Annotated in this window: 26 protein-coding genes; 15 read left to right on the plus strand and 11 right to left on the minus strand. The window is 44.2% G+C overall.

What is annotated here, in order from left to right:
- Nucleotides 1-29 precede the first annotated feature (29 nt).
- From ABTQ23_RS11915 to ABTQ23_RS11955, 9 genes are all read right to left on the minus strand, one after another.
- Nucleotides 30-1,028, minus strand: coding sequence for a sugar ABC transporter substrate-binding protein (locus tag ABTQ23_RS11915; RefSeq protein ID WP_408615958.1), 999 nt, complete (start codon nucleotides 1,026-1,028; stop codon nucleotides 30-32).
- A 6-nt stretch (nucleotides 1,029-1,034) separates the two neighbouring features.
- Nucleotides 1,035-1,979 (minus strand): ABC transporter permease, encoded by a 945-nt coding sequence (locus ABTQ23_RS11920; RefSeq protein ID WP_408615959.1) that lies wholly within the window; start codon nucleotides 1,977-1,979, stop codon nucleotides 1,035-1,037.
- 10 nt (nucleotides 1,980-1,989) lie between these two features.
- Nucleotides 1,990-2,982 carry an ABC transporter permease gene (locus ABTQ23_RS11925; protein ID WP_408615960.1) on the minus strand — a complete coding sequence of 331 codons (993 nt, stop codon included), beginning with the start codon at nucleotides 2,980-2,982 and terminating at the stop codon, nucleotides 1,990-1,992.
- Nucleotides 2,979-4,478: a sugar ABC transporter ATP-binding protein gene (locus ABTQ23_RS11930; protein WP_408615961.1), complete on the minus strand. Its 1,500-nt coding sequence runs from the start codon at nucleotides 4,476-4,478 to the stop codon at nucleotides 2,979-2,981. The genes ABTQ23_RS11925 and ABTQ23_RS11930 overlap by 4 nt, the downstream gene beginning before the upstream one ends.
- A gap of 165 nt (nucleotides 4,479-4,643) precedes the next feature.
- Complete coding sequence (locus ABTQ23_RS11935) at nucleotides 4,644-5,327, minus strand: cyclase family protein (protein WP_408615962.1); 684 nt, start codon at nucleotides 5,325-5,327, stop codon at nucleotides 4,644-4,646.
- Nucleotides 5,328-5,501: 174 nt separating this feature from the next.
- Nucleotides 5,502-5,906 (minus strand): nickel-responsive transcriptional regulator NikR, encoded by a 405-nt coding sequence (gene nikR / locus ABTQ23_RS11940; protein ID WP_408615963.1) that lies wholly within the window; start codon nucleotides 5,904-5,906, stop codon nucleotides 5,502-5,504.
- Between the two features lie 440 nt (nucleotides 5,907-6,346).
- Entirely contained in the window at nucleotides 6,347-7,993 is a 1,647-nt protein-coding gene (gene groL, locus ABTQ23_RS11945; protein WP_408615964.1) for a chaperonin GroEL, read from the minus strand.
- A gap of 40 nt (nucleotides 7,994-8,033) precedes the next feature.
- The gene (locus ABTQ23_RS11950) at nucleotides 8,034-8,327 is read right to left on the minus strand and encodes a co-chaperone GroES (protein WP_131912422.1); all 294 of its coding nucleotides are present in this window, start codon (nucleotides 8,325-8,327) and stop codon (nucleotides 8,034-8,036) included.
- 199 nt (nucleotides 8,328-8,526) lie between these two features.
- Nucleotides 8,527-8,976 carry an FxsA family protein gene (locus ABTQ23_RS11955; protein ID WP_408615965.1) on the minus strand — a complete coding sequence of 150 codons (450 nt, stop codon included), beginning with the start codon at nucleotides 8,974-8,976 and terminating at the stop codon, nucleotides 8,527-8,529.
- Between the two features lie 180 nt (nucleotides 8,977-9,156).
- Between ABTQ23_RS11955 and tyrS the strand changes: the two genes are divergently transcribed.
- The 9 genes from tyrS (at nucleotide 9,157) to ABTQ23_RS12000 (ending at nucleotide 16,549) form a co-directional block, all read left to right on the plus strand.
- On the plus strand, nucleotides 9,157-10,437 hold the full coding sequence (gene tyrS, locus ABTQ23_RS11960; protein ID WP_408615966.1) for a tyrosine--tRNA ligase: 1,281 nt from the start codon (nucleotides 9,157-9,159) through the stop codon (nucleotides 10,435-10,437).
- An 82-nt stretch (nucleotides 10,438-10,519) separates the two neighbouring features.
- A complete protein-coding gene (locus tag ABTQ23_RS11965) occupies nucleotides 10,520-10,765 on the plus strand; it encodes a DUF2498 family protein (RefSeq protein WP_408615967.1) in 246 nt (81 codons plus the stop codon).
- 269 nt (nucleotides 10,766-11,034) lie between these two features.
- Entirely contained in the window at nucleotides 11,035-11,493 is a 459-nt protein-coding gene (gene aroQ / locus ABTQ23_RS11970) for a type II 3-dehydroquinate dehydratase (RefSeq protein WP_408615968.1), read from the plus strand.
- Nucleotides 11,494-11,505: 12 nt separating this feature from the next.
- Nucleotides 11,506-11,967, plus strand: coding sequence for an acetyl-CoA carboxylase biotin carboxyl carrier protein (gene accB / locus ABTQ23_RS11975; protein WP_408615969.1), 462 nt, complete (start codon nucleotides 11,506-11,508; stop codon nucleotides 11,965-11,967).
- Nucleotides 11,968-11,978: 11 nt separating this feature from the next.
- Nucleotides 11,979-13,319 (plus strand): acetyl-CoA carboxylase biotin carboxylase subunit, encoded by a 1,341-nt coding sequence (gene accC, locus ABTQ23_RS11980; RefSeq protein ID WP_408615970.1) that lies wholly within the window; start codon nucleotides 11,979-11,981, stop codon nucleotides 13,317-13,319.
- Between the two features lie 77 nt (nucleotides 13,320-13,396).
- A complete protein-coding gene (gene prmA / locus ABTQ23_RS11985) occupies nucleotides 13,397-14,281 on the plus strand; it encodes a 50S ribosomal protein L11 methyltransferase (protein ID WP_408615971.1) in 885 nt (294 codons plus the stop codon).
- Nucleotides 14,282-14,412: 131 nt separating this feature from the next.
- A complete protein-coding gene (dusB, locus tag ABTQ23_RS11990) occupies nucleotides 14,413-15,363 on the plus strand; it encodes a tRNA dihydrouridine synthase DusB (RefSeq protein ID WP_408615972.1) in 951 nt (316 codons plus the stop codon).
- 33 nt (nucleotides 15,364-15,396) lie between these two features.
- Nucleotides 15,397-15,696 (plus strand): DNA-binding transcriptional regulator Fis, encoded by a 300-nt coding sequence (gene fis / locus ABTQ23_RS11995; protein WP_131912414.1) that lies wholly within the window; start codon nucleotides 15,397-15,399, stop codon nucleotides 15,694-15,696.
- Between the two features lie 370 nt (nucleotides 15,697-16,066).
- Complete coding sequence (locus tag ABTQ23_RS12000; RefSeq protein ID WP_408615973.1) at nucleotides 16,067-16,549, plus strand: N-carbamoyl-L-amino acid amidohydrolase; 483 nt, start codon at nucleotides 16,067-16,069, stop codon at nucleotides 16,547-16,549.
- 219 nt (nucleotides 16,550-16,768) lie between these two features.
- Here ABTQ23_RS12000 and ABTQ23_RS12005 read toward each other — a convergent pair whose 3' ends face one another.
- Entirely contained in the window at nucleotides 16,769-17,698 is a 930-nt protein-coding gene (locus ABTQ23_RS12005; RefSeq protein ID WP_408616042.1) for a LysR family transcriptional regulator, read from the minus strand.
- 119 nt (nucleotides 17,699-17,817) lie between these two features.
- Between ABTQ23_RS12005 and ABTQ23_RS12010 the strand changes: the two genes are divergently transcribed.
- Genes ABTQ23_RS12010 through ABTQ23_RS12020 form a run of 3 tightly spaced genes read left to right on the plus strand, consistent with a single transcriptional unit; the run spans nucleotide 17,818 to nucleotide 20,654 of the window.
- The gene (locus tag ABTQ23_RS12010) at nucleotides 17,818-19,257 is read left to right on the plus strand and encodes an NAD-dependent succinate-semialdehyde dehydrogenase (protein ID WP_408615974.1); all 1,440 of its coding nucleotides are present in this window, start codon (nucleotides 17,818-17,820) and stop codon (nucleotides 19,255-19,257) included.
- Between the two features lie 37 nt (nucleotides 19,258-19,294).
- Nucleotides 19,295-19,621, plus strand: a complete 327-nt coding sequence (locus ABTQ23_RS12015) for a carboxymuconolactone decarboxylase family protein (RefSeq protein WP_408615975.1) — start codon at nucleotides 19,295-19,297, stop codon at nucleotides 19,619-19,621.
- Nucleotides 19,622-19,670: 49 nt separating this feature from the next.
- Nucleotides 19,671-20,654, plus strand: coding sequence for an NAD(P)H-quinone oxidoreductase (locus ABTQ23_RS12020; protein WP_408615976.1), 984 nt, complete (start codon nucleotides 19,671-19,673; stop codon nucleotides 20,652-20,654).
- A gap of 56 nt (nucleotides 20,655-20,710) precedes the next feature.
- Here the strand turns inward: ABTQ23_RS12020 and ABTQ23_RS12025 are convergent, their stop codons facing one another.
- A complete protein-coding gene (locus tag ABTQ23_RS12025) occupies nucleotides 20,711-21,340 on the minus strand; it encodes a TetR/AcrR family transcriptional regulator (protein ID WP_408615977.1) in 630 nt (209 codons plus the stop codon).
- A gap of 173 nt (nucleotides 21,341-21,513) precedes the next feature.
- Between ABTQ23_RS12025 and ABTQ23_RS12030 the strand changes: the two genes are divergently transcribed.
- From ABTQ23_RS12030 to ABTQ23_RS12040, 3 genes are all read left to right on the plus strand, one after another.
- A complete protein-coding gene (locus tag ABTQ23_RS12030) occupies nucleotides 21,514-23,424 on the plus strand; it encodes an oxidoreductase (protein WP_408615978.1) in 1,911 nt (636 codons plus the stop codon).
- 205 nt (nucleotides 23,425-23,629) lie between these two features.
- Nucleotides 23,630-24,556 carry a ketopantoate reductase family protein gene (locus tag ABTQ23_RS12035; RefSeq protein ID WP_408615979.1) on the plus strand — a complete coding sequence of 309 codons (927 nt, stop codon included), beginning with the start codon at nucleotides 23,630-23,632 and terminating at the stop codon, nucleotides 24,554-24,556.
- Nucleotides 24,557-24,875: 319 nt separating this feature from the next.
- Nucleotides 24,876-26,123, plus strand: coding sequence for a YeeE/YedE family protein (locus ABTQ23_RS12040; RefSeq protein ID WP_408616043.1), 1,248 nt, complete (start codon nucleotides 24,876-24,878; stop codon nucleotides 26,121-26,123).
- Nucleotides 26,124-26,282: the final 159 nt, after the last annotated feature.

Consider the following 26,282-nt stretch of genomic DNA (forward strand, 5'->3'; position numbering starts at 1 on the left):
AAGCTCAGGATCCTTTGCTGTGCATAACACTACTGACTGATCCCTCGACACTCGTTGAGATTATTTTTAGTAATAATTGGGTTCGGCATATAGGTGTATTTTTGAACTTTCTCACCTTTGAGCACCTTCTGTGCAGCTTCAACAGCGAATTTCGCATCTGAATATGCATCAGATAAAACGGTTGCATACTGAACCCCTGATTTGATGTTGTCGTAGCCCTGTACTTCGCAGCCCACACCTACTAAAGCGAGTTTTTTCGCATCAATTCCGGTGCGCTGCGCTGCGGTAATCACCCCAGCCATCATTAAATCTTCAACCGAATAAACCCCTTTAATCTTGTCGCCAAAACGGGTGAACAACGATGAAGCGGCGGTCATCGCAACATTCTGATCCCAATTTCCCGGTTGCTGAGCAACAATTTTGATATTGGGCGCTATTTTAGAGAGCTCTTGAGTAAAGCCGCGCATCCGCCCAATGGTGGTTGGCGTACCGGGAGTACCGGTAATGGCAAAAATATCGCCTTTAGTGCCGTAGCCTTTGGCTTTAAAAGCCTCGACCATCGCTTTAGCCGATTCTCGACCAATTGCTTCACTATTGCCGCCCGTGTAATAGTCCCAGAATCGAGCCGCTTGTTTGGCAGGCATCGCATCACTGATAATCAAGGGAATGCCTGCTTTTTGGATCTTGCGCATTGATGGTATTAAAGCATTGGCGTCAACAGGCCACAAAATAATGGCCTTCGGATGTTTTGCAATTGCTTGCTCAACCTGATTAGCCTGGTTTGAGGGGTCAAACGGGCTGGTAGTAACCTGATAACTAAATCCCGCTTTATCAGCCTGCTGTTTGAAAAATCGCAGATAATCTGAGCAATAAGTACACTCTTGTGTTGGTTGCAGCAAAATCACCGATGGTTTTTCATTGGCAAACGCAGTTGAGGCAAAGCTTGTTAGAATTGCACCGAAAAGAGCCCCTGCGAAAGTTCGTTTATTTGTTATTTTCCCCATAAATTTCATCACACTTTCCTTCATATTCTTTTATCCTCGGCGCAACATGCGAGCAGGTCGTACGCCACCATTGATAAGAACAACACATGCCAGAACACAACCATTAACCAGCAACGTCGTTGCAGAACTAACGCCTAAAAGGCTCAAGCCATTATTGAGCATGGCCAAAATAAGCACGCCAATCGCCATCTGATGGATTTTGCCAACTCCACCTTCTAACGATACGCCACCTAAAATTGCCGCCGATGCCGCTTGCACTAACAGAGTATTGCCAAGTGTTGGCGAACCAGTGGCTAAACTTATCGAAATCAAAGCACCCGCTAATGCGGAAAAAACTCCAGAGCAACCAAACGTTACAAAAATTGCCAAAGAGGTTCGTGCGCCACTCATTTGAGCACTTCCTCGATGGCTCCCAGTGGCGTAGATATCACGACCGATGTAAGTAAATTTAAGAAGTAAAAAGACAACCAACATCAGCGCAATAGTAATTAAAATGCGAGGAGACAACAGATAGGCAAACTGATGATCTAATACATCAGAGGCGTCAAAGTTGTAATAAGGCACCACATTGCCATTGGCTATCCAATAGGCAAAACCAGACAATAAAATCATCATGCCCAGTGTACTAACCAGTGATGAGACTTTTAGACGAATGATAAATAGCGCGTTCACGATGCCAATAACTAGCCCGAAAGCGACCGCACATAACACGCCAATCCAAGCGCTATCGCCACCCGTTTTGGCTAAAATTAACCCGCCGACGGCCACCATGGGCGCGACCGACAGATCAAACTCGCCGACGATCATTGTCAGAGCCAACCCAACAGCAACTAATCCAACCAAAGCAAAACTCTGCATCAGAGCAAACAAATTACCAGAGGTCAGAAAGTAGTTATTAAACAGTGCAAAAAATACCGGGATCGCAATCAGCAAGATAATTCTAACTACCTCTGGCGCCTTCCATGAAGATTTCATCTAGCTCTCCTTAATGACTTTGGCGGCGCAGCAAAGCACCAAGTAAAACAGACACTAAAACAACCGCTCCTTTAACCATCAGCTGAATATCTAAAGAGAATCCTTTTAGCAGTAACACATCACTGATGATGGCCAGAAACAGCGCGCCAAATACCGCATCAGAGATGCGTCCTTGCCCACCGGTTATCGCAACGCCACCAATAAGTACCGCTGCAATGGCACTAAAATCTAAGCCCGAACCGAGAGACAAGTTACCCTGGGAAGTTTGCGAGGCAATTAAAATTCCGGTTAGAGCTGCAGTTAACGCAGCAATCATATAGGCAGCAGTGATAGCCCACCCCAACCGCAGGCCAGATAATTGCGCTGTATTTTTGTTAATACCAATGAGTTTAATTTCACGGCCTAAACGCATCCTCGATAAGAAGAAGCTAGCCAGTGCCCAGACCAGTAATAAAATCAAAAATTGATTGGGCACACCGCTTACAATGTGGCCGATACCTAACCATGGAACCTGAACATCGCTGGTAATCGTTCGGCCACCAGAGAACCATGAGCCGATCCCAGTAATGATCGAAGAAGCAGCAATAGTCGTGATAATCGGGTTAGCCTTCATCACGCCAACAGCCAAACCTTGCAAAATGCCGCAAATCAATCCAACTAATAACGTCATCACAATCGCTGCACTAATACCAAATTGCAGCGTGCTGGCAAAAACGATGGTACAAACAGATGTGGTCGCGCTCATGGATAACATAAACAGGTTACCGCTAATCGTAACCATCGAGAGGCCACAAGCTGCGATTCCGACCGATACAGTCATAAATAGAATTGAGCTAATGTTATGAGCACTGGTAAAACCATCAACCAGAACCGCGGCTAGAAGCACCAAAATGACAATCGCAATGCGTACCGCGCTAGCCTGAATGCGTGTTGGGGAAAAGGCACTACTATTTTTGGTCGAAATGCCAAGTTTCGGAGCCGTTAAAGTCAATAAATTCATCATGCGGCGACTCCCTGATTGCCATTAAGAATGTCTTGCAAAATGGTTTGTGAAGAAGCCTCTTTGCGCGCGATGTTATTCACAATTTGCCCTTTATAAATCGTGACAATGCGATCGGCAAAATCAAGGATCTCTTCAAGATCGGTTGAGTAGAAAACAATCGAAAGGCCTTTATCTGCCATTTCACGCAGCCGCTGATAAATATCAGCACGCGCCCCGATATCAACGCCTCGAGTTGGCTCATTTAGCAGTAGCAGCTCTGGATTAGTGGCAACCGCCTTGCCTAAAACCACCTTTTGCTGATTTCCACCACTCAGCGAAGACACATCCTGATGGTTACGCTTAGGATCAAGAGTGAAGAGTTTGGCTAATTCAATGGCTCGAGTGTTATCGCGGCCTTTTTCAATCACACCTTTTTTACTCAAACTATCGAGCGAGCGCGACGTTAAATTCATCCCGATGGGAGCCTGCAAAAAAGCACCTTTCCCGGCTCGGTCTTCCGGAACATAAGAGATATGGTGATGTTCGCAGTCTTTAATTGAATTAAGTGAAACTGGTTGATTTTTGAGCTTGATTTGCCCAGTCGTCGCTGGGTATAACCCCGCAAGTGTTTTCAGAAAAAAATCGGCTCCAGAGCCCAATTGCCCAACTAAAGCAACGATTTCGCCGCGATGACAATTAAAATCAAGAGGCCCATAATGATTTTCGACGCCAACCTTACGACACTCTAATAAAAGCTCGCCGTGATTGCGCAAAATGGGCTCAGCGCCACGCACAACTTCACGCCCAAGCATCGCGCTTACAAGCTCTTGGCTTGAAACCTGTTCGGTTTCACGAGTAAAGATATGTTTACCACCACGAAAAATGGTCACGCGATCCGTAATATGAAAGATCTCATCCAGTCGATGGCTAATAATTACCAGTGTTGTACCGCGCTCTTTTAACGAACGCATAATGGCAAACACTTTCTCAATTTCAGCATCTGATAACGTGGCAGTTGGCTCATCAAGCAGCAGAACCTTCGCGCCACTTGCTAAACCGCGCGCTATCTCAACCAGTTGACGTTCAGCCAATGACAACGAGCTTGCCAATTGATGCACATCCACATGCTCAAGTCCCACCTCTTTTAGAAGCTTTTGAACTTGCAAGACAAAGTGACTGCGTTTATAAATAACGCCACGGTGACGAATGCCAATTACAATATTATCTAAAACACTTAAATGCGGTAATATAGATAATTCCTGATGCACAATTGTAATTAATGATGGGTCAACGCGTTTACCTAACTCTACGGCTGTTTCGCCAATAGTTAATGCCCCGGTATCGGGTTTAATATGCCCACCTAAAATTTTAACTAAGGTACTTTTACCCGCGCCATTCTCACCACATAATCCTAGAATTTCACCTTGATTGAGTGAAAAGCTAACATCATTTAACGCATAAACTCCGCCATATCTTTTCGATATATGTTCAGCAAGTAAGATAATTTTTTGATTCATTCTTACTAAACTCCCTTCGCTACAATCAAACTAAACGAATAACTCAGATTATTTAATATTGAGGCACTTACCTATATAAAGCTTGTCTAGTTAAGACAAGCATTGTCATATTTAAGCCAAATTATTTAAGTGATTTATGATGACCTATAAATCTATTTGATAAAATTAAGCATAAACGCTAGCAAAAACACGCGCCGGGAAGCTCGCTAAAGGAACCCTTGGTGGAACAGCTGTTAGATAGGCCACTTTGCCGGCAACAGCTGCAATATTTGTCATATCTTCACAGATCACTAAGCCATTGCTTAACAGGATATTATGCACAGGAATAGCCTCTGCAGAGGTTTCAATATTATCGACTAAAGGAGAATCAATCCCTACTAACACAGCACCATTATCAACTAAATATTGAGCAGCATCTTCAGCAATATAGGGGACGTTTTCACCATATTCTTTTTTGCCGAAAAACTTGTCGTGAGTGCTGTTTAATAATACCGCTTTGCCTTTAACTGAAATATTTTGAAAATCTTCTATTTCAAAAGAAATACGATTAGTTGGTTTATTTACAACAACAATAGGAAGGTGAACCAACTTTTCTAAAGGATAATCACAAATTTTATTTCCATTAGGATCTTCATGAAATGGTGAGTCAATATAAGTGCCAGATATTCCAATTAAACTAATACCATCAATTAGCGCACGATTATCAAACCGAGGTAGGTGTTCATAGACTTCAACATGGCTTAATCCAGGATATGTTTCCATACCATGTTCAATTTTATGGTTTAATTCAATAAATTCCGTTACTTTAATATTGTATGCTGAATCAGCATCTAAATTTAATGAATCCATGCAAGGTCCTTTATTAAAATCGCTTTATATTCTTATACCTGATTTTGGGCCATAAAAACTGGCTCGTATCGGACACAGATTTGGTAATTTAGGACATTTGCAAAAATAGTTGGACAAAATCGCTCAAAGAGCAGCAATCAGCCTCTTTAAAACTATCAAAGAGGCAAGTCGCAATCATGACTCTTTAGGCATTGGGATCAATTTTAAATTACCGTGACTCACCCCGCGCTGAGAGGTAAGCGAATCGGCAAAACTTTGCAATCGTTTGCGCTGCCCTTTCAAAATGGTCACTTCTAAGCAATCATCATGGTTGATATGCATGTGCAGAGTAGAAACCGATAAGTCATGGTGATCATGTTGCAAATGGGTCAGACGGCGCGATAACTCGCGAGTTTGGTGTTTAAAGACGTAGGTTAATACACCCATACATTGCTGATTATCTTCGTCATTATCAAGTACCAGCGATTCCCGAACTAAATCACGAACCGCCTCAGAACGGCTGCTATAACCGCGAGACTCGATTACTTCATCTAAATGTTGTGCTAAATCATCATCAATGGTTATGGTGATTCGTTGCATTGGGGTTCCTTTTCATCAAACTAATCTCAGTGGCCTAGCTGCTCATCAAATCGTATTTTATAAGGGAATGACCACCAGATGATGAAATACAATAAGTTCATTCATACGAAACATGCCCAACAATTTAGCTTTAGCCATGATGATAACGGCTGACAAAATTGTTTAGCGCTCTTAAATCGTATCGAAAAACAAAGCAGTTTTGCTTTGGCATTGGATTTATAGGCCTAACTATCAACCGGATTTATAACACTAAATCCAGCTGTACTAGCATCTTATTCAAGGATAACGAGTTTCAGATTCAAAGCCAACGCTCGCAAGATAAACCTGTTGTAATTTTCATTATTTATAGTGTTTAAAACATAATAAAAAACCCCAAAGATCATAAACCTTTGGGGTTTTAAAGATGTTATGCGTTTCGCTGAAACGTCATAGACTCATGATCACATCATGCCGCCCATGCCGCCCATTCCACCCATACCGCCCATATCAGGAGCAGCTGGAGCATCTTTTTGAGGTTTGTCAGTTACCATACATTCGGTTGTGATCATCAGACCAGCAACAGAACCGGCAAACTGTAGAGCGCTACGAGTTACTTTAGTTGGGTCAAGAATACCCATTTCCAGCATGTCGCCGAATACTTCAGTACCTGCGTTGTAACCAAAGTTACCTTCGCCTTCTTTAACTTTGTTAGCAACAACTGAATCTTCTTCACCAGCGTTACGAACGATCTGACGCAGTGGAGATTCCATTGCACGCAGAGCCAAACGGATACCAACGTTCTGGTCTTCGTTTTCGCCTGTCAGTTCAGTAATTTTTGAAGCTGCACGGATCAGAGCAACACCACCGCCAGGGACAACACCTTCTTCAACCGCAGCGCGAGTTGCATGCAGAGCGTCTTCTACGCGAGCTTTTTTCTCTTTCATTTCAACTTCTGTTGCTGCGCCAACTTTAATAACGGCAACACCGCCAGCCAGTTTAGCAACACGTTCTTGCAGTTTTTCTTTATCGTAGTCAGATGAAGTTTCTTCGATCTGAGCGCGGATCTGGTTAACACGTGCTTCAATCGCAGCTTGGTCACCAACACCGTCGATAATAGTTGTGCTGTCTTTGTTAATCACAACACGTTTGGCGCTACCTAAGTCTTCTAGAGTTGCTTTTTCAAGATCCAGACCAACTTCTTCGCTGATAACAGTACCATCAGTCAGAATCGCAATATCTTGCAACATTGCTTTACGACGGTCACCAAAGCCAGGAGCTTTAACCGCTGCAACTTTAACGATGCCACGCATGTTGTTCACAACCAGAGTTGCCAGCGCTTCGCCTTCAACATCTTCAGCAACGATCAACAGTGGTTTACCTGCTTTAGTCAGGCTTTCCAGAAGTGGCAACAGTTCACGGATGTTAGAGATTTTTTTATCAACTAACAGTACGTATGGGCTTTCCAGCTCAACACTGCCGCTTTCTTGGTTGTTGATGAAATAAGGAGACAGATAACCGCGGTCGAACTGCATACCTTCAACAACATCCAGTTCGTCTTGCAGGCCTTGACCTTCTTCAACAGTGATAACGCCTTCGTTACCAACTTTTTCCATTGCTTCTGCAATGATGTTACCAACAGTTGAATCAGAGTTAGCAGAAATAGTACCAACCTGAGCAATCGCTTTGTTGTCTGAACATGGCTGAGACAGTTTTTTCAGCTCTTCAACCGCTGCAACAACAGCTTTGTCGATACCACGTTTGAGATCCATTGGGTTCATGCCAGCGGCAACAGCTTTTAAGCCTTCGTTGACAATTGACTGAGCCAGAACAGTTGCGGTAGTTGTACCGTCGCCCGCTGCATCGTTAGCTTGTGATGCAACTTCTTTAACCATCTGTGCGCCCATGTTTTCGAATTTATCTTCTAATTCGATCTCTTTAGCGACAGAAACACCATCTTTAGTAATATTTGGAGCGCCGAATGATTTATCCAGAACTACGTTACGTCCCTTAGGACCCAGAGTTACTTTAACGGCGTCTGCCAGGATGTTCACACCTTTGAGCATTTTGGTGCGAGAATCATTTCCGAATTTGACGTCTTTAGCTGCCATTTTTAAAAATCCTTCGCTAATTGAAAATTAAAACTGTGAATTAAGCTTCTACGATAGCCAGAATGTCTGACTCGCTCATGATGAGGACTTCTTCGCCATCCAGTTTTTCGGTTTTCACACCATAACCGTCATTGAAAATAACTAGGTCCCCGACTTTCACGTCAAGCGGCTTCACATCACCATTGTCCATGATGCGGCCAGTTCCGACAGCAATCACTTCACCACGAGTGGATTTTTCAGCTGCAGAACCAGTCAGAACGATACCGCCAGCTGACTTGCTTTCTTGTTCTTTGCGCTTAACGATGACGCGATCATGCAACGGACGAATGCTCATTGCTTAGTCTCCTTTAAAAAACACAGCGTGTTACGTGTTGTTTATGTTGATTAGTGAGTGAGAAAAACCAGTTTGCCTCTCACTCAAAGATAAAACTCTTAAGTGTCAAATTAGATGGGGTCGCATTTTCCAGTTCCAAGGGGCAGGAGCAAATTTTTTTCAAAAATTTTAGCTCACTAGAAAATGCGCCGATTATCATTTAGTTCAGGCGGTCATGATCGTTGTCATCATGGCGCTGAAACTCCCCTTCAAAGGTATTGCCATCACCACCTCGCCCCGGCGGAACCTGAAAGTTAATATGTTTAGAATTAAGCACTCGTTTGGCAAAATAAGCGCGAACCGGTGGAACGAGTAAAATCATCCCACACATGTCAGTAATAAAGCCCGGCATGATCAAAAATGCTCCGGCGACCACTAACATTAAACCTTCAATCACTTGCTGAGCAGGGATCTGCCCTTCATTAATTTTTTGCTGTGCTTTAAACGCGGTTTGTAGCCCTTGGCTACGAACTAGCGATGCCCCAACAATGGCCGTTAGAATGGTCAAGCCAATTGTGGGCAAGGCACCAATCACCGCGCCGACGTGAATTAACACATACAACTCGGCCATCGACAGCCCGGCAATTAGTATAAATAGGTACAAAAACATGCGCTCCTCCTTTCATGTGGCGCTGTCATTACTATGGAGACGAATTGAGTACTTTTAAAGCTTAGTAGGGGTAATTCGTTACATTAACCCCACGAAAGGATGTATTTACCGTCCAACAGTGTGTAAAATCGGCAGTCATCTTTTTTGACGGTTAATGACATAAATAGAACAGGTTGAATCATGACAACAACAAACGAATTACTGGCCGATTTAGAGGCCCGCGGGTTAATTAATCAGTGCACGGCCGAAGAGGCTCTTAGCGAACATTTAAGTACTGGCACCCGTCGTTTGTATTGTGGCTTCGATCCAACCGCTGACAGTTTGCATATCGGCTCACTCGTTCCACTGTTAATGCTGCGTCGCTTCCAATTGGCAGGACACAAACCTTATGCATTAGTCGGCGGAGCAACCGGTTTAATTGGCGATCCTAGCTTTAAAGCAACCGAACGCCAACTCAATACCAAAGATGTCGTCAACAACTGGGTTGAGAAACTAAAAGCACAGGTCAGCCGATTCATCGACTTTAACGACGGTGAAACTGGTGCCGAAGTCGTCAATAACTACGACTGGACAGGCGAGCTTAATACCATCGATTTTCTGCGGGATGTGGGTAAACACTTCAGCGTTAATGCGATGATAAAAAAAGAATCAGTTCAGCAACGCATCAACCGCGAAGGTTCTGGTATTTCATTTACCGAATTCAGCTACATTCTGTTGCAGTCATTTGACTTTGCAGAACTTGCTCATCGTAATGATGTAACGCTGCAGCTTGGTGGTTCAGACCAATGGGGCAATATCACCGGTGGGATTGATTTAGCGCGCCGAATGTATGCCAAACAAACATACGGGCTGACCATGCCGCTGGTCACTAAATCAGACGGGACGAAATTTGGTAAAACAGAAACAGGTACTATTTGGCTCGATCCGACCAAAACCTCGCCTTATGCGTTTTACCAGTTCTGGATCAACACCGCCGATGCTGACGTCTACAAATTCTTGCGTTACTTCACTTTCTTATCCGTTGAGCAGATTGCTCAAATTGAAGAAGATGATAAAAATGCCCAAGGCAAACCACAGGCTCAGGGAATTTTAGCGCGTGAAGTAACCCAACTTGTTCATGGCGAAGAAGGCCTTGCTTCTGCGCAGCGTATTACTGATGCGTTATTCTCAGGTGACTTATCTGATTTAAGCCAGAGTGATTTAGAACAGCTTGCTCTAGATGGCCTGCCAGCAACCACTATTAGTGGTGACTCAGAGTCATTAGTTGAACTGCTTAAACAGACAGATTTAGCTAAATCAAACAAAATGGCGCGCGAATTCATCGGCAATGGCGCTGTTTTAATCAACGGTGAAAAACAAACTGATAACACCGCTGAAGTTGCCCGAAAAGATGCGCTATATCAACGCTACACCCTGCTAAAACGTGGTAAAAAATTATTTGCGTTACTTATTTGGGAATAATGTGATGAGATTGTCAGGGCTCTGGCAATGATAATCACCAATGGGCATCCACAAGATGCCCTTTTTACATCAAGGGGGTTGTATGAACGAAAAACAAGAAGTCAGTATGCAAGAGATTGTCAAACTGGCAAATGAAGCGCTACACAGCAATGACGACTATATTCATGGCGTTGTTGTATACGAAGCGGTGCAAACCCCTGACTGTATCGTCTTTAAAGGAGAAAACTTTTTAGATGAAAACGGTTTTCCAACTGGCAAAAGTATGGCCGCTTTTAACCTCTATAAATGGTTAAGTTACCAACTTACCCCATTATATACCGTCAAATAAACCATTCCGGCAGATAGTTCAATCTGCAACTATCTGCCAATTTTCTATGCGTTCATCGCATTGTCTGTAGCGGTTCTTTCCAAACTATCTTAAATCTTTCATAAATTCGTTAGAAAAAAGTAAGGTAAATACCAGTAACTTTGCGGTTATTTTACGAGAAATTTAGCTTATCGTGAAAAATATGGTATAACATGCACCTAGAGAAAAGATAATTGCGCTATAATATGCAATAATATGTCTAACTGACGAACATGAGGATTTCGGCGAAAATGTCAGATAAATACCGGATATTAGCGATCAATGGCCCCAACTTAAATCTGTTGGGAAAACGCGAGCCGGGGATTTACGGTCATCAGACCCTCGCTGATATCGATGCCCAGTTAGATAAACAGGGACAGCAATTAGGGGTTGAGCTGGAACATTTCCAGTCAAACCACGAAGGAGCAATTGTTGACCGCATCCATCAAGCGATGGGCGTTGTCGACTTCATTATTATCAACCCAGGTGCATTTACCCACACAAGTGTGGCACTAAGAGATGCACTGCTTGGCGTTGCTATACCATTTATTGAAGTTCACTTATCGAACGTTCATGCCCGTGAGCCGTTTCGCCATCATTCATATCTTTCAGATAAAGCTGTCGGTGTGATTTGTGGCCTTGGTTCCCAAGGGTATCAATTTGCCTTAGATGCAGCTGTAAATCAGTTGCACAACTCAAAGAACTGCTAAAAAGAGAGCAATATGGACATCCGTAAAATAAAGAAATTAATCGAGCTGGTAGAAGAATCGGGTATTTCCGAGCTTGAAATCACTGAAGGTGAAGAATCAGTTCGCATCAATCGTTATTCTCCAAATCCTGCACAGCCGGTATATAGTGTTGCCCCACAGGCACCAGCACCAGTTGCAGCGCCAGCAGCGGCTCCTGCACCAGCAGCACCTGCTGAAGCACCAGCAGCGGCTCAGCCAGCAGGTCATACTGTTCGTTCACCAATGGTTGGAACGTTCTATCGTTCACCAACACCTGATGCACCTTTCTTTGTTGAAGAAGGCTCTCATGTGAATGTTGGTGATACGCTGTGTATCATCGAAGCGATGAAAATGATGAACCAAATCGAAGCAGATAAATCAGGTACCGTAACTCGTATCGTAGCTGAAGACGGCGAACCTGTTGAGTTTGACGAACCGTTGTTCATCATCGAATAAAAGAGGCTATTATGCTCGATAAAGTTGTCATCGCGAACCGCGGCGAAATCGCTTTGCGGATCTTGAGAGCCTGTAAAGAGCTGGGAATTAAAACCGTTGCCGTTCATTCCACAGCTGACCGGGATTTAAAACACGTATTGCTAGCTGATGAAACCGTTTGTATCGGTGAGCCAGCCGCCACAAAAAGCTATCTGAATATTCCACGCATTATTGCAGCAGCTGAAGTGACTGATGCAGTTGCTATTCATCCTGGATATGGCTTTTTATCAGAAAATGCTGAGTTTTCTGAAATGGTTGAAAAAAGTGGCTTTATCTTTATTGGTCCCAAAGCGGAAACCATTCGCATCATGGGTGATAAAGTAGAAGCAATCGCAGCCATGAAAAAAGCAGGTGTTCCCTGTGTACCAGGCTCGGATGGCCCATTAACAGACGATGCTAAACGCAATGAAACCATTGCTAAACGCATTGGTTATCCGGTGATCATCAAAGCTGCCGGTGGTGGTGGTGGTCGTGGGATGCGCGTTGTTTACGAAGAAAAAGAACTGGTTAAAGCAATTGAGTTAACTCAAGCAGAAGCAGGCTCTGCCTTCGGCAACAGCACCGTTTACATGGAAAAATATCTGGAAAATCCACGCCACGTGGAAATTCAGGTACTTTCTGATGGTCAAGGTAATGCCATTTATTTAGGTGAACGCGACTGTTCAATGCAGCGTCGTCACCAAAAAGTTGTTGAAGAAGCTCCCGCACCAGGCATAACTTCAGATATGCGCCGTTATATCGGTGAGCGCTGTTCAAAAGCCTGTGTTGATATTAATTATCGCGGTGCAGGGACATTTGAATTCTTATATGAAAACGGTAATTTCTATTTCATTGAAATGAATACCCGTATTCAGGTGGAACATCCTGTCACTGAAATGGTTACAGGTGTTGACTTGGTTAAAGAACAGCTGCGTATCGCCGCAGGCCAGCCACTGTCAATTAGCCAAGATGAAGTGAAAATTTCAGGCCATGCCGTTGAATGTCGAATCAACGCCGAAGACCCTGATACATTTATTCCTTCACCGGGTAAAATTGAAACGTTTCATGCGCCAGGTGGCCCAGGTGTGCGTTGGGATTCGCATATTTATTCTGGTTATACCGTACCGCCTTATTACGATTCCATGATCGGCAAATTAATTGCTTATGGTGAGAACCGTGATATTGCCATTGCTCGAATGAAAAATGCTCTGGCAGAACTGGTCATTACCGGAATTAAAACAAACGTTCCGCTTCAGCAGCGGATTATGGAAGATGAAAACTTCCATAACGGTGGCACTAATATCCACTATCTCGAGAAAAAACTCGGGCTATAACGCTGAAGCAGAATAATTGCTAAAATAGGCTCTGCCTGATTTCAGGTAGAGCTTTTTTATTTGCAGGAGAGTATCGGATGCCTTGGATCCAATTAAAAATTAATGCCACACAAAGCACAGCTGAACCAATTGGGGATCTGTTAATGGACCTGGGAGCGCAGGCTGTCACGTTTTTAGATCGCCACGACACGCCTGTTTTTGAACCCAAACCAGGTGAAACACTGCTGTGGGGCGATACCGATGTCCAAGGGCTCTATCCTGCCGATACCGATATGCAACCGATTCTTACCATTTTGCGTGATGCCCAGATGCTCGGCGAACATAACTATCGCCTCGACCAGCTCGAAGATAAAGACTGGGAACGCGAATGGATGAAAAACTTTAAACCCATGCAATTTGGCAAACGGTTGTGGATCTGCCCAAGTTGGCTTCCAGTTCCAGACCCTGATGCGGTAAATGTGCATCTCGACCCTGGGCTTGCCTTTGGCACTGGCACTCATCCAACCACAGCATTGTGCCTTGAATGGCTTGAGCAGCTCGACCTATCAGATAAGACCGTCGTTGATTTTGGTTGTGGCAGCGGTATTTTAGCCATTGCCGCATTAAAGCTTGGCGCTAAGCGCGTTGTCGGTATCGATATCGACCCACAAGCGCTGCAAGCCAGCCATGATAATGCCAGCCGCAATGATGTTGCCGAGCAACTTGAGCTATATTTGCCAGCAAACCAACCCAGCGACTTTAAAGCCGATATTGTGGTCGCTAACATTTTAGCAGGCCCTCTTAAAGAGCTTTGCAGCGTTATCTGTGGCTATTTAAAACCACAAGGTAAACTTGCCTTATCCGGTATATTAAATGAGCAAGCAGAGGCTGTGAGCGACGTTTATAAAGATGTAATTGACTTAGATCCTATAAACTCTCGCGAAGATTGGTGCCGAATCAGTGGAATAGCGAAATCCTGCTAGGGGCCTGCCAAAAAGTACGGCGAAAATCTAGTCCTTTTTATTAAAAATGTTCAAATAATAACCTTTTCACCACGTCCAAAAAGGCGTAAACTACGCCGCCTTTGGACGTGAAGATAAAAGGCTTTTAAACGATGCAAATTGGCCCTTATCGGCTCGATAATCCAGTGATTCTAGCCCCGATGGCTGGCGTAACTGATCGACCCTTTCGGATCTTATGTAAACGTTTAGGCGCAGGGCTTGCCGTCTCGGAGATGCTTTCGAGTAATCCTCGAGTTTGGAATAGCCGCAAATCACGTCAACGAATGGACCACCTTGGGGAACCGGGTATCCGTAGTGTTCAAATCGCAGGAGCAGACCCTGAGTTGATGGCTCAAGCCGCCCGAGTCAATGTTGATAACGGCGCCCAAATCATCGACATCAATATGGGATGTCCCGCGAAAAAAGTGAACAAAAAATTAGCAGGCTCTGCTTTAATGCAAGATCCATCTTTGGTAGCTCGCATTTTAGAAGCTGTTGTTAATGCCGTGGATGTACCCGTGACGCTGAAAATGCGTACCGGTTGGGCACCAGAGCATCGTAATGCTGTCATGATAGCCAAGCTCGCAGAGCAAGCTGGAATACAAGCATTAGCCGTCCACGGACGCACCCGAGCGTGCATGTATAAAGGTGAAGCTGAATACCAAACAATTGCTGCGGTAAAACAGGCGGTAACTATCCCCGTTATTGCCAATGGCGACATTATATCGCCAGAAAAAGCCAAGCAGGTATTAGAGCAGACCCAGGCAGATGCCATAATGATTGGTCGCGCAGCCCAAGGAAATCCATGGCTGTTTGGTCAGATTAATCATTATTTGGAAACAGGTGAGCGATTAAACCCGCCACCTAAACAGGACGTTACTCAGGTGATGAAAGAACACCTGGAAAATCTCTACCGGTTTTACGGTGAGCATTTAGGTGTACGGATTGCCCGCAAACATGTGGGCTGGTATGCCAATAATCACACGGACGCAGCTACATTTCGCCGCGACTTTAACCGACTAGAGTCGGCCTCGGCACAGATGGCTGCGATTGATCATTTTTAATTATTAAACTTATAACAGAAAAGAGCGACGAGTATGTTTGAGACTAATTTAACCACAAATACTCTTTCAACAGTGACCACCACTGCTGGTAGTTCAGAACCAAAACAGCGCCCACTGCGCGACTCCGTAGAACAAGCCCTGCGTAACTACTTTGCTCAATTAGAAGGCGAAGATGTCACTGAGTTGTATGAACTGGTTTTATCCGAAGTTGAAGCACCGATGCTAGATGTCGTCATGCAATATACTCGTGGCAACCAGACCCGTGCATCGATCCTGCTGGGCATCAACCGCGGAACTCTGCGTAAAAAACTTAAAAAATACGGCATGAACTAATCTTAAAAATTTAGTTCTTCCAAAACAAAGGCTTATGACTAAAATCATAAGCCTTTGTACTATCTGCTACACACCGTGCTACACACGGGTAAATCCGTTCCTACTTCATTTTCCTCGATTTTTCATTTTCAGGTTTTTCTCGACAGATCTCGACAGGATAGCAAATCAGAATATTTGCGATCATCTAGGCAAGTTATTGGATTACAGACAGCAATAAGGAAGGGATTTTAAAAGGATAGAAAACCCGCTGTAGTCTGAATTTTAAAAATTGAAGATTCAGTAATACCTTCAAGCCGCTTGATATTTTTTGCCGATTAAAAGATTTAAGATATTCGTTTCAGGCTCAAAGTTACACAGGTAAATCGCAATCATGCAAAACACCACGCCTTATACTGATAATAAAAATCGACTAGCTGATGTTATCGCAGCAATTCAAGTCATGGGAACCTATAAATTTTACAAATTAGATTTTAGTGGTTGGGCAGACAGAATATCAGGGGATATAAATCAAGCGGAATATTGGAAAAATATCTTTGAACAACATCCAGAATTTTTCCGTCTTGATCAAAGTAGGACCAAAGCATCACTTGTTTGGAGGCGGAACTATCAAAAACTATATAATGTTGATACTGAACATAAAATATCTCGGGCAGAGTTTAAATTACTAGATGATTCTGCAAAAGAGCGAATATCGAGATCTCCTTTAACCCACGAAGATATTTCCACTCTAGTAAAAACTGCAATCAATTTACATTCGAGTGAAATTGAGCACAAAAGAGACTCTCGGTGGTGGCAACCTTGGATACCTGTTTTCGGTACACTTTTAGGTATAGTGTTAGGAAGGTTTCTATAAGCTTAACATTCATACACTTATTCACAGAACTTCAAGGTAAGGCATTGCCTCAATGAAAATATTTTATCGTAGGTGTTTTGATGTGCGTTCTATGATGTATTTTTGGACATTTTCCCGGGGAAATTTCCCGAAATTGAGGATGGATAAATCTAGTCGGATAGTTAACTTCAAAAATTAACTATCGCGATTTATCTTTAAAGGCTACCACTCATATGCCTCTTAGTTCCCATCCACCGACCAAAGCGGTGGATTACCAATATAGGCTCGCAATGCATCGAGAAAAACAGTGACTCGAGCAGGTGGATGCCGAAGGGCTCGCAGAGCATAAATGCCAGTTGTTGGGGGTTCTTGAGGTAGCCATTTTGGGGAAACTTGCGTTAAATGCCCCGCTTGAATATCAGGTCCTACAACCCAATCTGGCAAATAGGCGATGCCTAATCCTTCAACTGCCGCCTGACGCATTCCTTCAAAATCATCACAGACAAAAATAGCACTCATCTGGTCATCAACAGTCGCTTGATGGCCCAAAACATGCTGCCATTGCAGCAAATCAGCACCGTGAATTTTATCAATTAAACGATGGCTTTCTAGCTCAGCGCGCGTTTGTGGAATGCCGGCTTGAGCAAGGTAGTCACCGCTGGCACACAATACCCGTTTTTGCAAAGCGATCCGGCTACTAATCAACGTACTATCTTCTAGATCCCCGATACGAATCACCAGATCAAGGCGATCGGCAACGGGTTCAGCTAGCCGCTCGGTTAAGTCTAAATGAAAATCTAACTCAGGATATTGCCGAGCAAGTTGAGCCATCACAGGCAAGATATAGCGTTTGCCGAAGGTGGGATAACAAGCCAATCGCAATATGCCTGACACATCCCCTTTCATCGAGGCAATCTCTTGGCGCACATCGACTAATGAATCGAGTATCTCTCGTGAACGAACCAGTAACGTTTCCCCGGCATCAGTGAGTGTTAAATGCCGAGTCGAGCGCAAAAATAGGGGCGTTTCAAGATACGCTTCTAACGTATCGATTTGCCGACCAATGGATGAAGGCGAACGCCCACGTCGTCGCGCAGCCCCCGAGAAGCTATGTTCGCGAGCAACATCGACAAAGACACCTAAGAACTCTGCAAATTTTTCAGACTGCATCTGTGCATTTCGTGCATAACTGTTGTGGGTAGAAACTATCTTATCAGCAAAGCCCCGCGAACTTAACATACATCCCAACGCAATTAGTGATGTAAGCCAAACAACGCGAGGACAAAATTATGCAAACCAACCACTACGACCCACTTTATTTGTTTATTAACGGCCAATGGTTACCTGCCGAAGAGCGCGATACTGCAGCCGTCATAAACCCTGCCACAGAGAAAGTTATCGGACGTGTGCCTCTAGCCAACAAAGCCGACCTCGAACTTGCTCTTCAATGTGCCAAGGACAGTTTTGAGATTTGGCGAAAAACTCCGCCAGCGCAACGGGCTAAAGTTTTAATCACTGCCGCCCAATTGATGAGCGAGCGAGCAGAACACATCGCCACAATGATGACATTAGAAGAAGGTAAACCACTTCATGAAAGCCGCGATGAAGTGCTTCGAGCCGCCGAATACTTTGAGTGGTTTGCAGGTGAAGCACGCCGCATTGAAGGGCGCGTTGTACCAGCTAATCGTCCTGGTGTACAACAACTAGTCAAACGCCAGCCCATTGGCCCAGTTGCAGCATTTACACCATGGAACTTTCCCGCTATCACTCCGGCACGCAAACTCTCAGCCGCGTTAGCCGCAGGATGTAGCGTCATCCTTAAACCAGGTGAAGAAAGCCCGGCGACCGCCTTGGCCCTTGCTCGCTGCTTGGATGATGCAGGGCTACCCAAAGGGGTTTTACAAATTGTATTTGGTATTCCCGATATGGTTTCAGAAAAACTCATCGCCTCCCCTATTATTCGAAAAGTTGCCTTTACAGGCTCTGTTCCGGTCGGTCGATTGCTATCACAACGAGCAGCAGCTGGTGTAAAACCTATCACTTTAGAACTCGGTGGACATGGCCCGGTCTTGGTATTTGAAGACGCTGATATTACAGCCGCAGCAAAAGGCGGCGCGGCCAACCGCTTTCGCGGGACAGGGCAAGTGTGTATCTCATCCACCCGCTTTTTAATTGAGCAAGGTGCTTATCAGCAATTTACCAAACAATTTGTCGATGCCACAAAGCAGCTCACGGTCGGTGATGGTTTAGATGCGCAAACCCAAGTGGGGCCACTGGCCAATCAACGCCAGTTGGACAAAATGAAAGAGCTGGTTGCCGATGCTTTGGAACACGGCGCAACCTTACTCACTGGCGGACATCCAATGAACGGTCCTGGATATTTCTTCGAACCGACCGTGTTATGTGATGTTCCCATGAGTGCACGCATTATGAGTGAGGAACCATTCGGCCCCATCGCCGTACTGCGACCTTTTAACACCATTGCAGATGGCCTCGCCGAAGCCAATCGCCTCCCGTACGCCCTGTCCGCATACGCATTTACGAGTAATGCTCGTACTGCGCTGGATGTCGGCGATGGCTTAGAAGCCGGCATGATCGGCATCAATCAATATCGCATTGTCGCCACCGAGCTACCTTTCGGTGGCATGAAAGAAAGCGGACATGGTTCAGAAGGTGGTAGTGAAGGTATCGGTCACTACCTAACCAATAAGTTCATTAGCCAAATCTAAATTCATTATCTTTACCCAAAATTTAAGGAATCAAATTATGAAACCGATTGATTTTACGAGTCCTCGAGCAGCAGCCAGAGCATTTACACCGAAGTTAGCTGACTTTGTTGAACAGCCGCTATATAGCGATGTCTGGGCAGATCCAGCACTTGCACCGCGCGATCGCAGTTTGATCACCATCGCCTGTTTAATCGCGCTGAACCATTCCAATGAGTTGCCAGCGCATCTTAGACGAGGCTTAGAAAATGGACTAACTCAAGAGCAGATCAGTGCAGTGATCACCCATTTGGCATTCTATGCCGGTTTTCCTGCTGCCATTACGGCGTCTGCATATGCTAACGCCAGACTTGTTATAACGCGCTGAACCGCAAAAGAGCCACAACAAACAGTTTAAAACTTTGAAGGAAAAGATCATGAAAGCAATTAACTTTGACCAATTTGGAACACCAGACGTTCTTAAAATTACAGAAGTCGCAGCTCCTGAACTGCGCCCGCATGACTTGTTAGTAAAAACCCGAGCCGCAGGCGTAAACAGAGCGGATTTAACCCATCGCCGAGGTGGCTATGGCCGACCAGATTTTGGCGATTCAACCATCATGGGGCTTGAGATTGCCGGTGATGTCATTGCGATGGGCGAAAAAGTAACTGGCTATGCAATTGGCGACCGAGTGATGGGAATTGTGGGCGGTGGCGCTTATGCTGAACAAGCGCGCATCGACTATCGCATGGCAATGCCTATTCCCGAACAGATGGATTACATTCAAGGTGCTGCAATTACAGAAGTTTTTGTCACCGCCCATGAAGCACTTATTCATCTGGGGCAATTAAAGGCTGATGAAACCGTCCTCATTCATGCAGGTGCTGGCGGTGTTGGTGGCGCGGCAGTTCAGTTAGCTCGAGCAACCGGGGCAACCGTTTTTACAACCGCCAAGCAATCTGCGCATGGGCTTGTTCATCAACTTGGAGCCGATTATGCGATTGATTACGAGCAACAAGACTTTGCCCAAGTCATCGCTAAACTCACTGATAAACAAGGCGTGGATCTTATTCTCGATTTTATTGGCGCACCTTATTTTGAGCGCAATATAAATAGCCTTAATTTTGGTGGGCGGCTGATTCAAATTGGCATTATGGGTGGTGTTGAAAACGCTAAAATACCATTAGACCGGGTTCTTTATCATCATCTGCAAATTAAAGGGACCGTGATGAAATCACGCTCTCAGGATGTTAAACAGCAGATGTCAAAACGCTTTAAAGAACACTGGCTTTCTCGCTTTGGCAACGACGGGCTAAACCCAGTCATTGACAGTGTATTTGCTCTTGAAGATGCAAGTCACGCTCATCAACGCATGGAAGATGGGTTAAATGTCGGGAAAATCGTTTTGACGATGGATTAAAACTTACCCCGCAGACACGAAGGTGAGGCGCCTCACTTTCGTTGTTTGTTCAAAGATTATTGAACTTGTTCATTTAATGCTAAATGCCGTTGTTGGCTTCTTAGTGACGGCTCTATATCAAAAAGTAGTTCTAGATTTTGATAGAAAATCGCTCGGCGCGAAAACTTTTCCTTTTTAATGCACCAAGTCACTTCGCACCCTAAAAACGCAAATGCTGCAGCTTCAAATAACTCATGGGCATCAGCACGATTGCGGATCTGCCCCGCTTGTTGTGCTTTTTTTATAATCGCTGTCGTTAACGTGGCCAATGCTGGGTTGAAATCAAACGAACCCTGATCACTTTTTAAATTCATCATCAACAGTTGACTGCAAAGATCTGCGCCAAGTTCCATGCTCGCATCGATCAGCTCGTCGTAAACAACTTGCAGTTGCTGCCAATAATTTTCAGCTAAAACAAACGATAACGCCCTTTGATTAATACGCTCGATAACCTCTTGATAAAAATGGCTTAACAAGCTCTGTTTCGAATCAAAATGATAGTAAAACCCAGTTTTAGTGATTTGGCATTCTTTACATATATCGTTCACTTTAACTTGTTCATAGCCTCGCGCCTTGAATAAGGCATAGGCAGCTTGGGTAATTCGCTCTTTTGTCGAAAGTTTCGTTAACGATTGAGATTTTGGCATGACTTTACAAGTTCCTTTAAGACCAGCCAGTTATACCAGCTTACAAGGAGATCCTCATCCCATCATGAGCACTTTTTAGTTAAAAAAGCTCATCCTTATGCTTGTGATCAAAATTAATTTTTCCTTAGTAAATTTATACTTTACCCAGGTAAAGTATAAATTAGGAGCGTGTGATGAAACTCTTTAGTAAAGGAGCCATCGGCCAGATGAAGCTGAAAAACCGCGTTGTCATGGCCCCAATGGGGACTAAACCGCTGCCAGATGGCAGCTATAGCCCTAATGCGATCAACTACTTTGAAGAGCGAGCGAAAGGCGGAACTGGGTTGATTATTACAGGTGCCAATATTGTCACCACAAAATATGAACAGCGCCCAGAGAACGAACTCTCAGAATTCCACCAAGTTGAAAATCTAGCGGTCATGATTGAACGCTGCCATCACTACGGGGCCAAAGTCTGCGTACAGCTCACGCCAGGACTGGGACGAATGGTCTATTGTGACCCATTTAATCCACCATTTTCAGCAAGTGCAGGCACTCATTCGTTCTGGTTTCCAGAGCTCAAGTGTCGAGAGCTAAGCGTCGATGACATCCATTATTTAGAAGAGCGGATGGCCTATTCAGCAACGCTTGCAAAAGCCGCTGGTGCCGATGCGATAGAAATCCACGGATATGGTGGGTATTTGATGGATCAATTTCATTCATCGTTATGGAATCATCGCGATGACCAATACGGTGGCAGTTTAGAAAATCGACTGCGGTTCTCATTAGAAACGATTGCGGCAATTCGCCAAGCCTGTGGGAGTGAATTTCCAATCATCATGAAATATACCGCTTATCACGGCATCGAAGGCGGACGAGAACTTGAGGAAGGGATCGCCATGGCGAAAATATTTGAGCCAGAGGTCGATGCTTTGCATATCGATGTTGGATGCTATGAAAAATGGTACAAAGCGATCTCGACAGTCTACGAAAAAGACGCCCACCAAATGAAAATCACCCAAGCCGTAAAACAGGCGGTGAACATTGCGGTTATCGGCCAAGGCAAACTCAACACACCGGAACTTGCCGAATCAGCATTGGACAATGGCTGGGTTGATTATGTTGGATTGGGCCACCAGCTTTTAGCCGACCCACACTGGGCTAAAAAAGCCAAAGCAGGTTTAAGCGAAGATATTGTACCTTGTATTGGCTGTAACGAATGTTTGCTCAGTGGTTTTAGCGGCAAACATTATTATTGCGCAGTCAATCCATTATGCTACGCCGAAAAAGATTACCAATTGAGCAAAGCTGACCAAACGCGCAAAGTTTTAGTCGTCGGAGCAGGCCCAGGTGGCATGGAAGCGGCGATAGCAGCGAGTGAGCGAGGATTTAGCGTTGAAATTTGGGAGAAATCTGGCCAGCTTGGAGGGAACTTGCATGCAGCGGGTTATCCAAGCTTCAAACACGATGTATTAAAACTTATCCGTTATATGCAACATCGTATCGAACAATTGCAAATTCCAGTGCATTTTCATAAAGCACCGACAGCTCAAGAGATTATCGCCGGTCACTATGACAAAGTCATCCTCGCTACCGGATCAAAAAGCATTGTTCCACCGATAGCAGGGATTGAGCACGCCTTTGTTGCTGATGATTACCTGACTGGAAAAAAACAGTGTGGTAAAAAAGTTGTGGTGATTGGCGGCGGTTTAGTGGGCTGTGAAACAGCCGCGTTTATGCAAGAGAGAGCCGAAGAAGTCACGATAATTGAACGCCTTGGCGATATTTTAGCAACGGTTCAACACTGCAAAAATAACGATTTATCTCTGCGGGATCTACTCAGCGAACGCCAGATAAAAATCGTTGCTGATGCATCCGTGACCCATATTACGCCCGATTGTGTCATCTACGAAAAAGAGGGGCAACGCTTTGAAATCAGCTGCGATACAGTCATTATCGCGGCAGGTTATCGAGCCAATAATTCACTTGTCGATGAGCTAGAAGATAAGGTTGACTCACTTAGCGTCGTAGGCGATGCCGTATCGTCTCGACGCATTTTAGATGCAGTACACGAGGCTTATCATGCAATTCGGGTTATGGAGTAAAAACGGCTTGTATTGACTCTATTTAAGAAACTGTGACTCGGCTTTTTCAATCAGATGAAGGCAAAATCATCATTGAACTCAGCCGAGCCTATCATCTATTTCTATTGTTGTTTGAGTGTCGATAAAGCCTAAGTATAATGCCCCAAATATTGCGGCCAACTCATCAGCAAAATGGTTTGGCATTTGTCTCGCGCAAGGAGAACACATGAAAATTGCGGTCATTGGTGCAGGTGCTATGGGGTGTCTGTATGGGGCTTATCTAAGCCAGTTTCACGATGTTTATATGATTGATGCCCTAAAAGCTCAGGTTGATGCGATCAACCACAATGGCATCACGCTCACCGAAGAAGATGACAGCCAGCAAAACTACCCCAATGTTTCTGCATTTCTCTCAGGGCAATGTCAAGAAGCGGTAGACTTGGTGATTGTCTTTGTAAAATCAACCTACACCGAACAAGCCTTAGAGCAAAACAATGACTTGTTTAAAGATTCAACCATTGTGATGACACTACAAAATGGCGCTGGGAATGACCGAAAAATATCGAAATATGTCGCTGCTGAAAATGTCATTATTGGCACTAGTAAACACAATGCGGTTAATCTGGGTAACGGCAGCGTTGATCACTCCGGCAGTGGTGTCACCAATATCGGGAGCAATCACGATGCCAACCATATTATTGCGAAAGTATCGAATGTACTGACTCAAGCCGGATTTGAAGTCAGCGTAGCCGATGACATTCAGCGTATTATCTGGAGCAAATTGTTAGTCAATTTATCCGTCAATACATTTACGGCCATCACCATGACGCCCATTGGCTATATGATTAAAAATGATAGCGCTTGGGATTTTGCCAAACGCCTGGTTTATGAAGCGATTGAAGTCGCTGAAGCTGATGGGACCTATTTTGATCGCCGAGAAGCACTCAATATGGTGAAAGAGGTCTGTGTAAAAGCAGGTGATGGTTATTCATCCATGTATCAAGACCGCAAACACCGGGTGAAAATGGAGATTGATGCCATTAATGGCGCCATTGTTGAGCAAGCGAAGCAATATGGCGTTCCAACCCCTTATAACACATTAATTGTTGCCTTAATTCATGCCATTGAAGGCGCCTACGATCTTTACGAGTAAGTTCTTCTTATATAAATGACAAGAAAGAAGCCGAACATGGCTTCTTTTTTATCTTTCATTTAAATACTTAGCATATAAAAGTATTTTTTAAGTAATTAACTTTTAATTATTTATAACAGCTAGTTACGCATTAATTTGTGAGCAATAACTTTAACTATTTAATTGACGATTAAGTTATCAACTTAAATTTATCTATATTATAACAAAACAATATCAATATCTGTTTGAGATATATTCTTTAATCTTTACTATCCCTTCCATATATTTATTAAAAGTTATTAAAATCCCACAGACTTATATTTGAATTAGTTATATGAAAATAAACAGTAAAGAATATATTGCAGGTTTTATCCTGCTCGCTCTCGTATTACTACTGGGAGCAACGGAGCTAACATCAACCATATTTTTCCGTCTGGTGGTAGGCCTTGGTCTAGGTTACGCGTTATCCCGCGCTTCCTTGGGATTTGCCGGGAGTGTCAACCGAGCCTATCGCTATGGTTCGACCCGACTGATGCGCGCTTTGATGGTTCTATTTACGCTAACCGCTATCGCATCAACTGCATTTTTATATGGCCAAAACCCGCTGCAGATGCATCTTTGGGTAAACCCAATTAATATTGGGCTACTCGTTGGCGGATTGTTATTTGGGTTTGGGATGTCAATTGGTAGCTGCTGCGCAACTGGGGTGATGTCTTATTTTTCCAGTAACTTAGCAAGACCACTCATCGTACTATTTTTCTTTGGTATGGGGGTCTTTCTTGGCTTTCCACTTCAGGCAACACAGAGCTGGATTAAACAGACAGTCGTCTCAACGTCCACTTATGCAGGTCGCGGTGTTTATCTACCCGACCTATTTTCTGGCGATCCGCTCCATGGTTACTTAGGCGCAATCTTATTAACTGCGCTATTTGCCGGGATTGTCATCTGGATATCGCATCGCTACGAACAAGCTCGGCGCAATAAAAATACCTATATTGGTGTTGAATCTGAGCATGAACAGCTCGCTCAAAAACCATTTAACAGCGCTGAACATCCATTATTTAGCTTTGCAACTTATGAGGCACTCTTTATCCGGCGGTGGTCAGCATTTACCGGGATTACCGTCATCGTCGTACTATTTAGTTTATTAATGGGAGTGACCGGTTCAGGCTGGGGCGCATCATCGCCATTTGGATTTTGGTTTGGCCGCTTGTTAATCGCATTTGGAATTGATCCAGCTAGTGTTGCAGCTTTCACTCATCGTCCAGAGAAAGTATTTACTATGCCATTTTTCTCACATTCAGTGAGTGTCCAAAACCTTGGCATTTTAATTGGTTCGGTGATTTCTTTACTACTATCGGGCCGCTTTGGTAAAAGCGTTATTCGTCTGCAACTGAGCTGGCGTGAAGTCATTATGCTGGTAATAGCAGGATTGAGCCTAGGACTTGGAACTCGTCTGGCCAATGGCTGTAACGTTGGCGCACTGTACACGCCTATTGCTAACTTCTCTCTGTCAGGCTGGATTTTCTTGGTTGTGATGGTACTTGGCGCAATTGCGGGCAATAAATTTACCAAAAAATTTGGCTAGAAATATCAATCAGAGCATGTATCAAAGCATGCTCTGATTATCATAAATAACGAAGTTTACGCACTGCCCACAACAAATGATTAGCACTCACAACTCTTAATACAAATTACTTATCAACTCTAACTAAAAATTAAGCATGTGTACTTGGTACTAATTTAT

Origin of the sequence: Celerinatantimonas sediminis (assembly GCF_046054195.1) — a bacterium.
Taxonomy (GTDB): domain Bacteria; phylum Pseudomonadota; class Gammaproteobacteria; order Enterobacterales; family Celerinatantimonadaceae; genus Celerinatantimonas.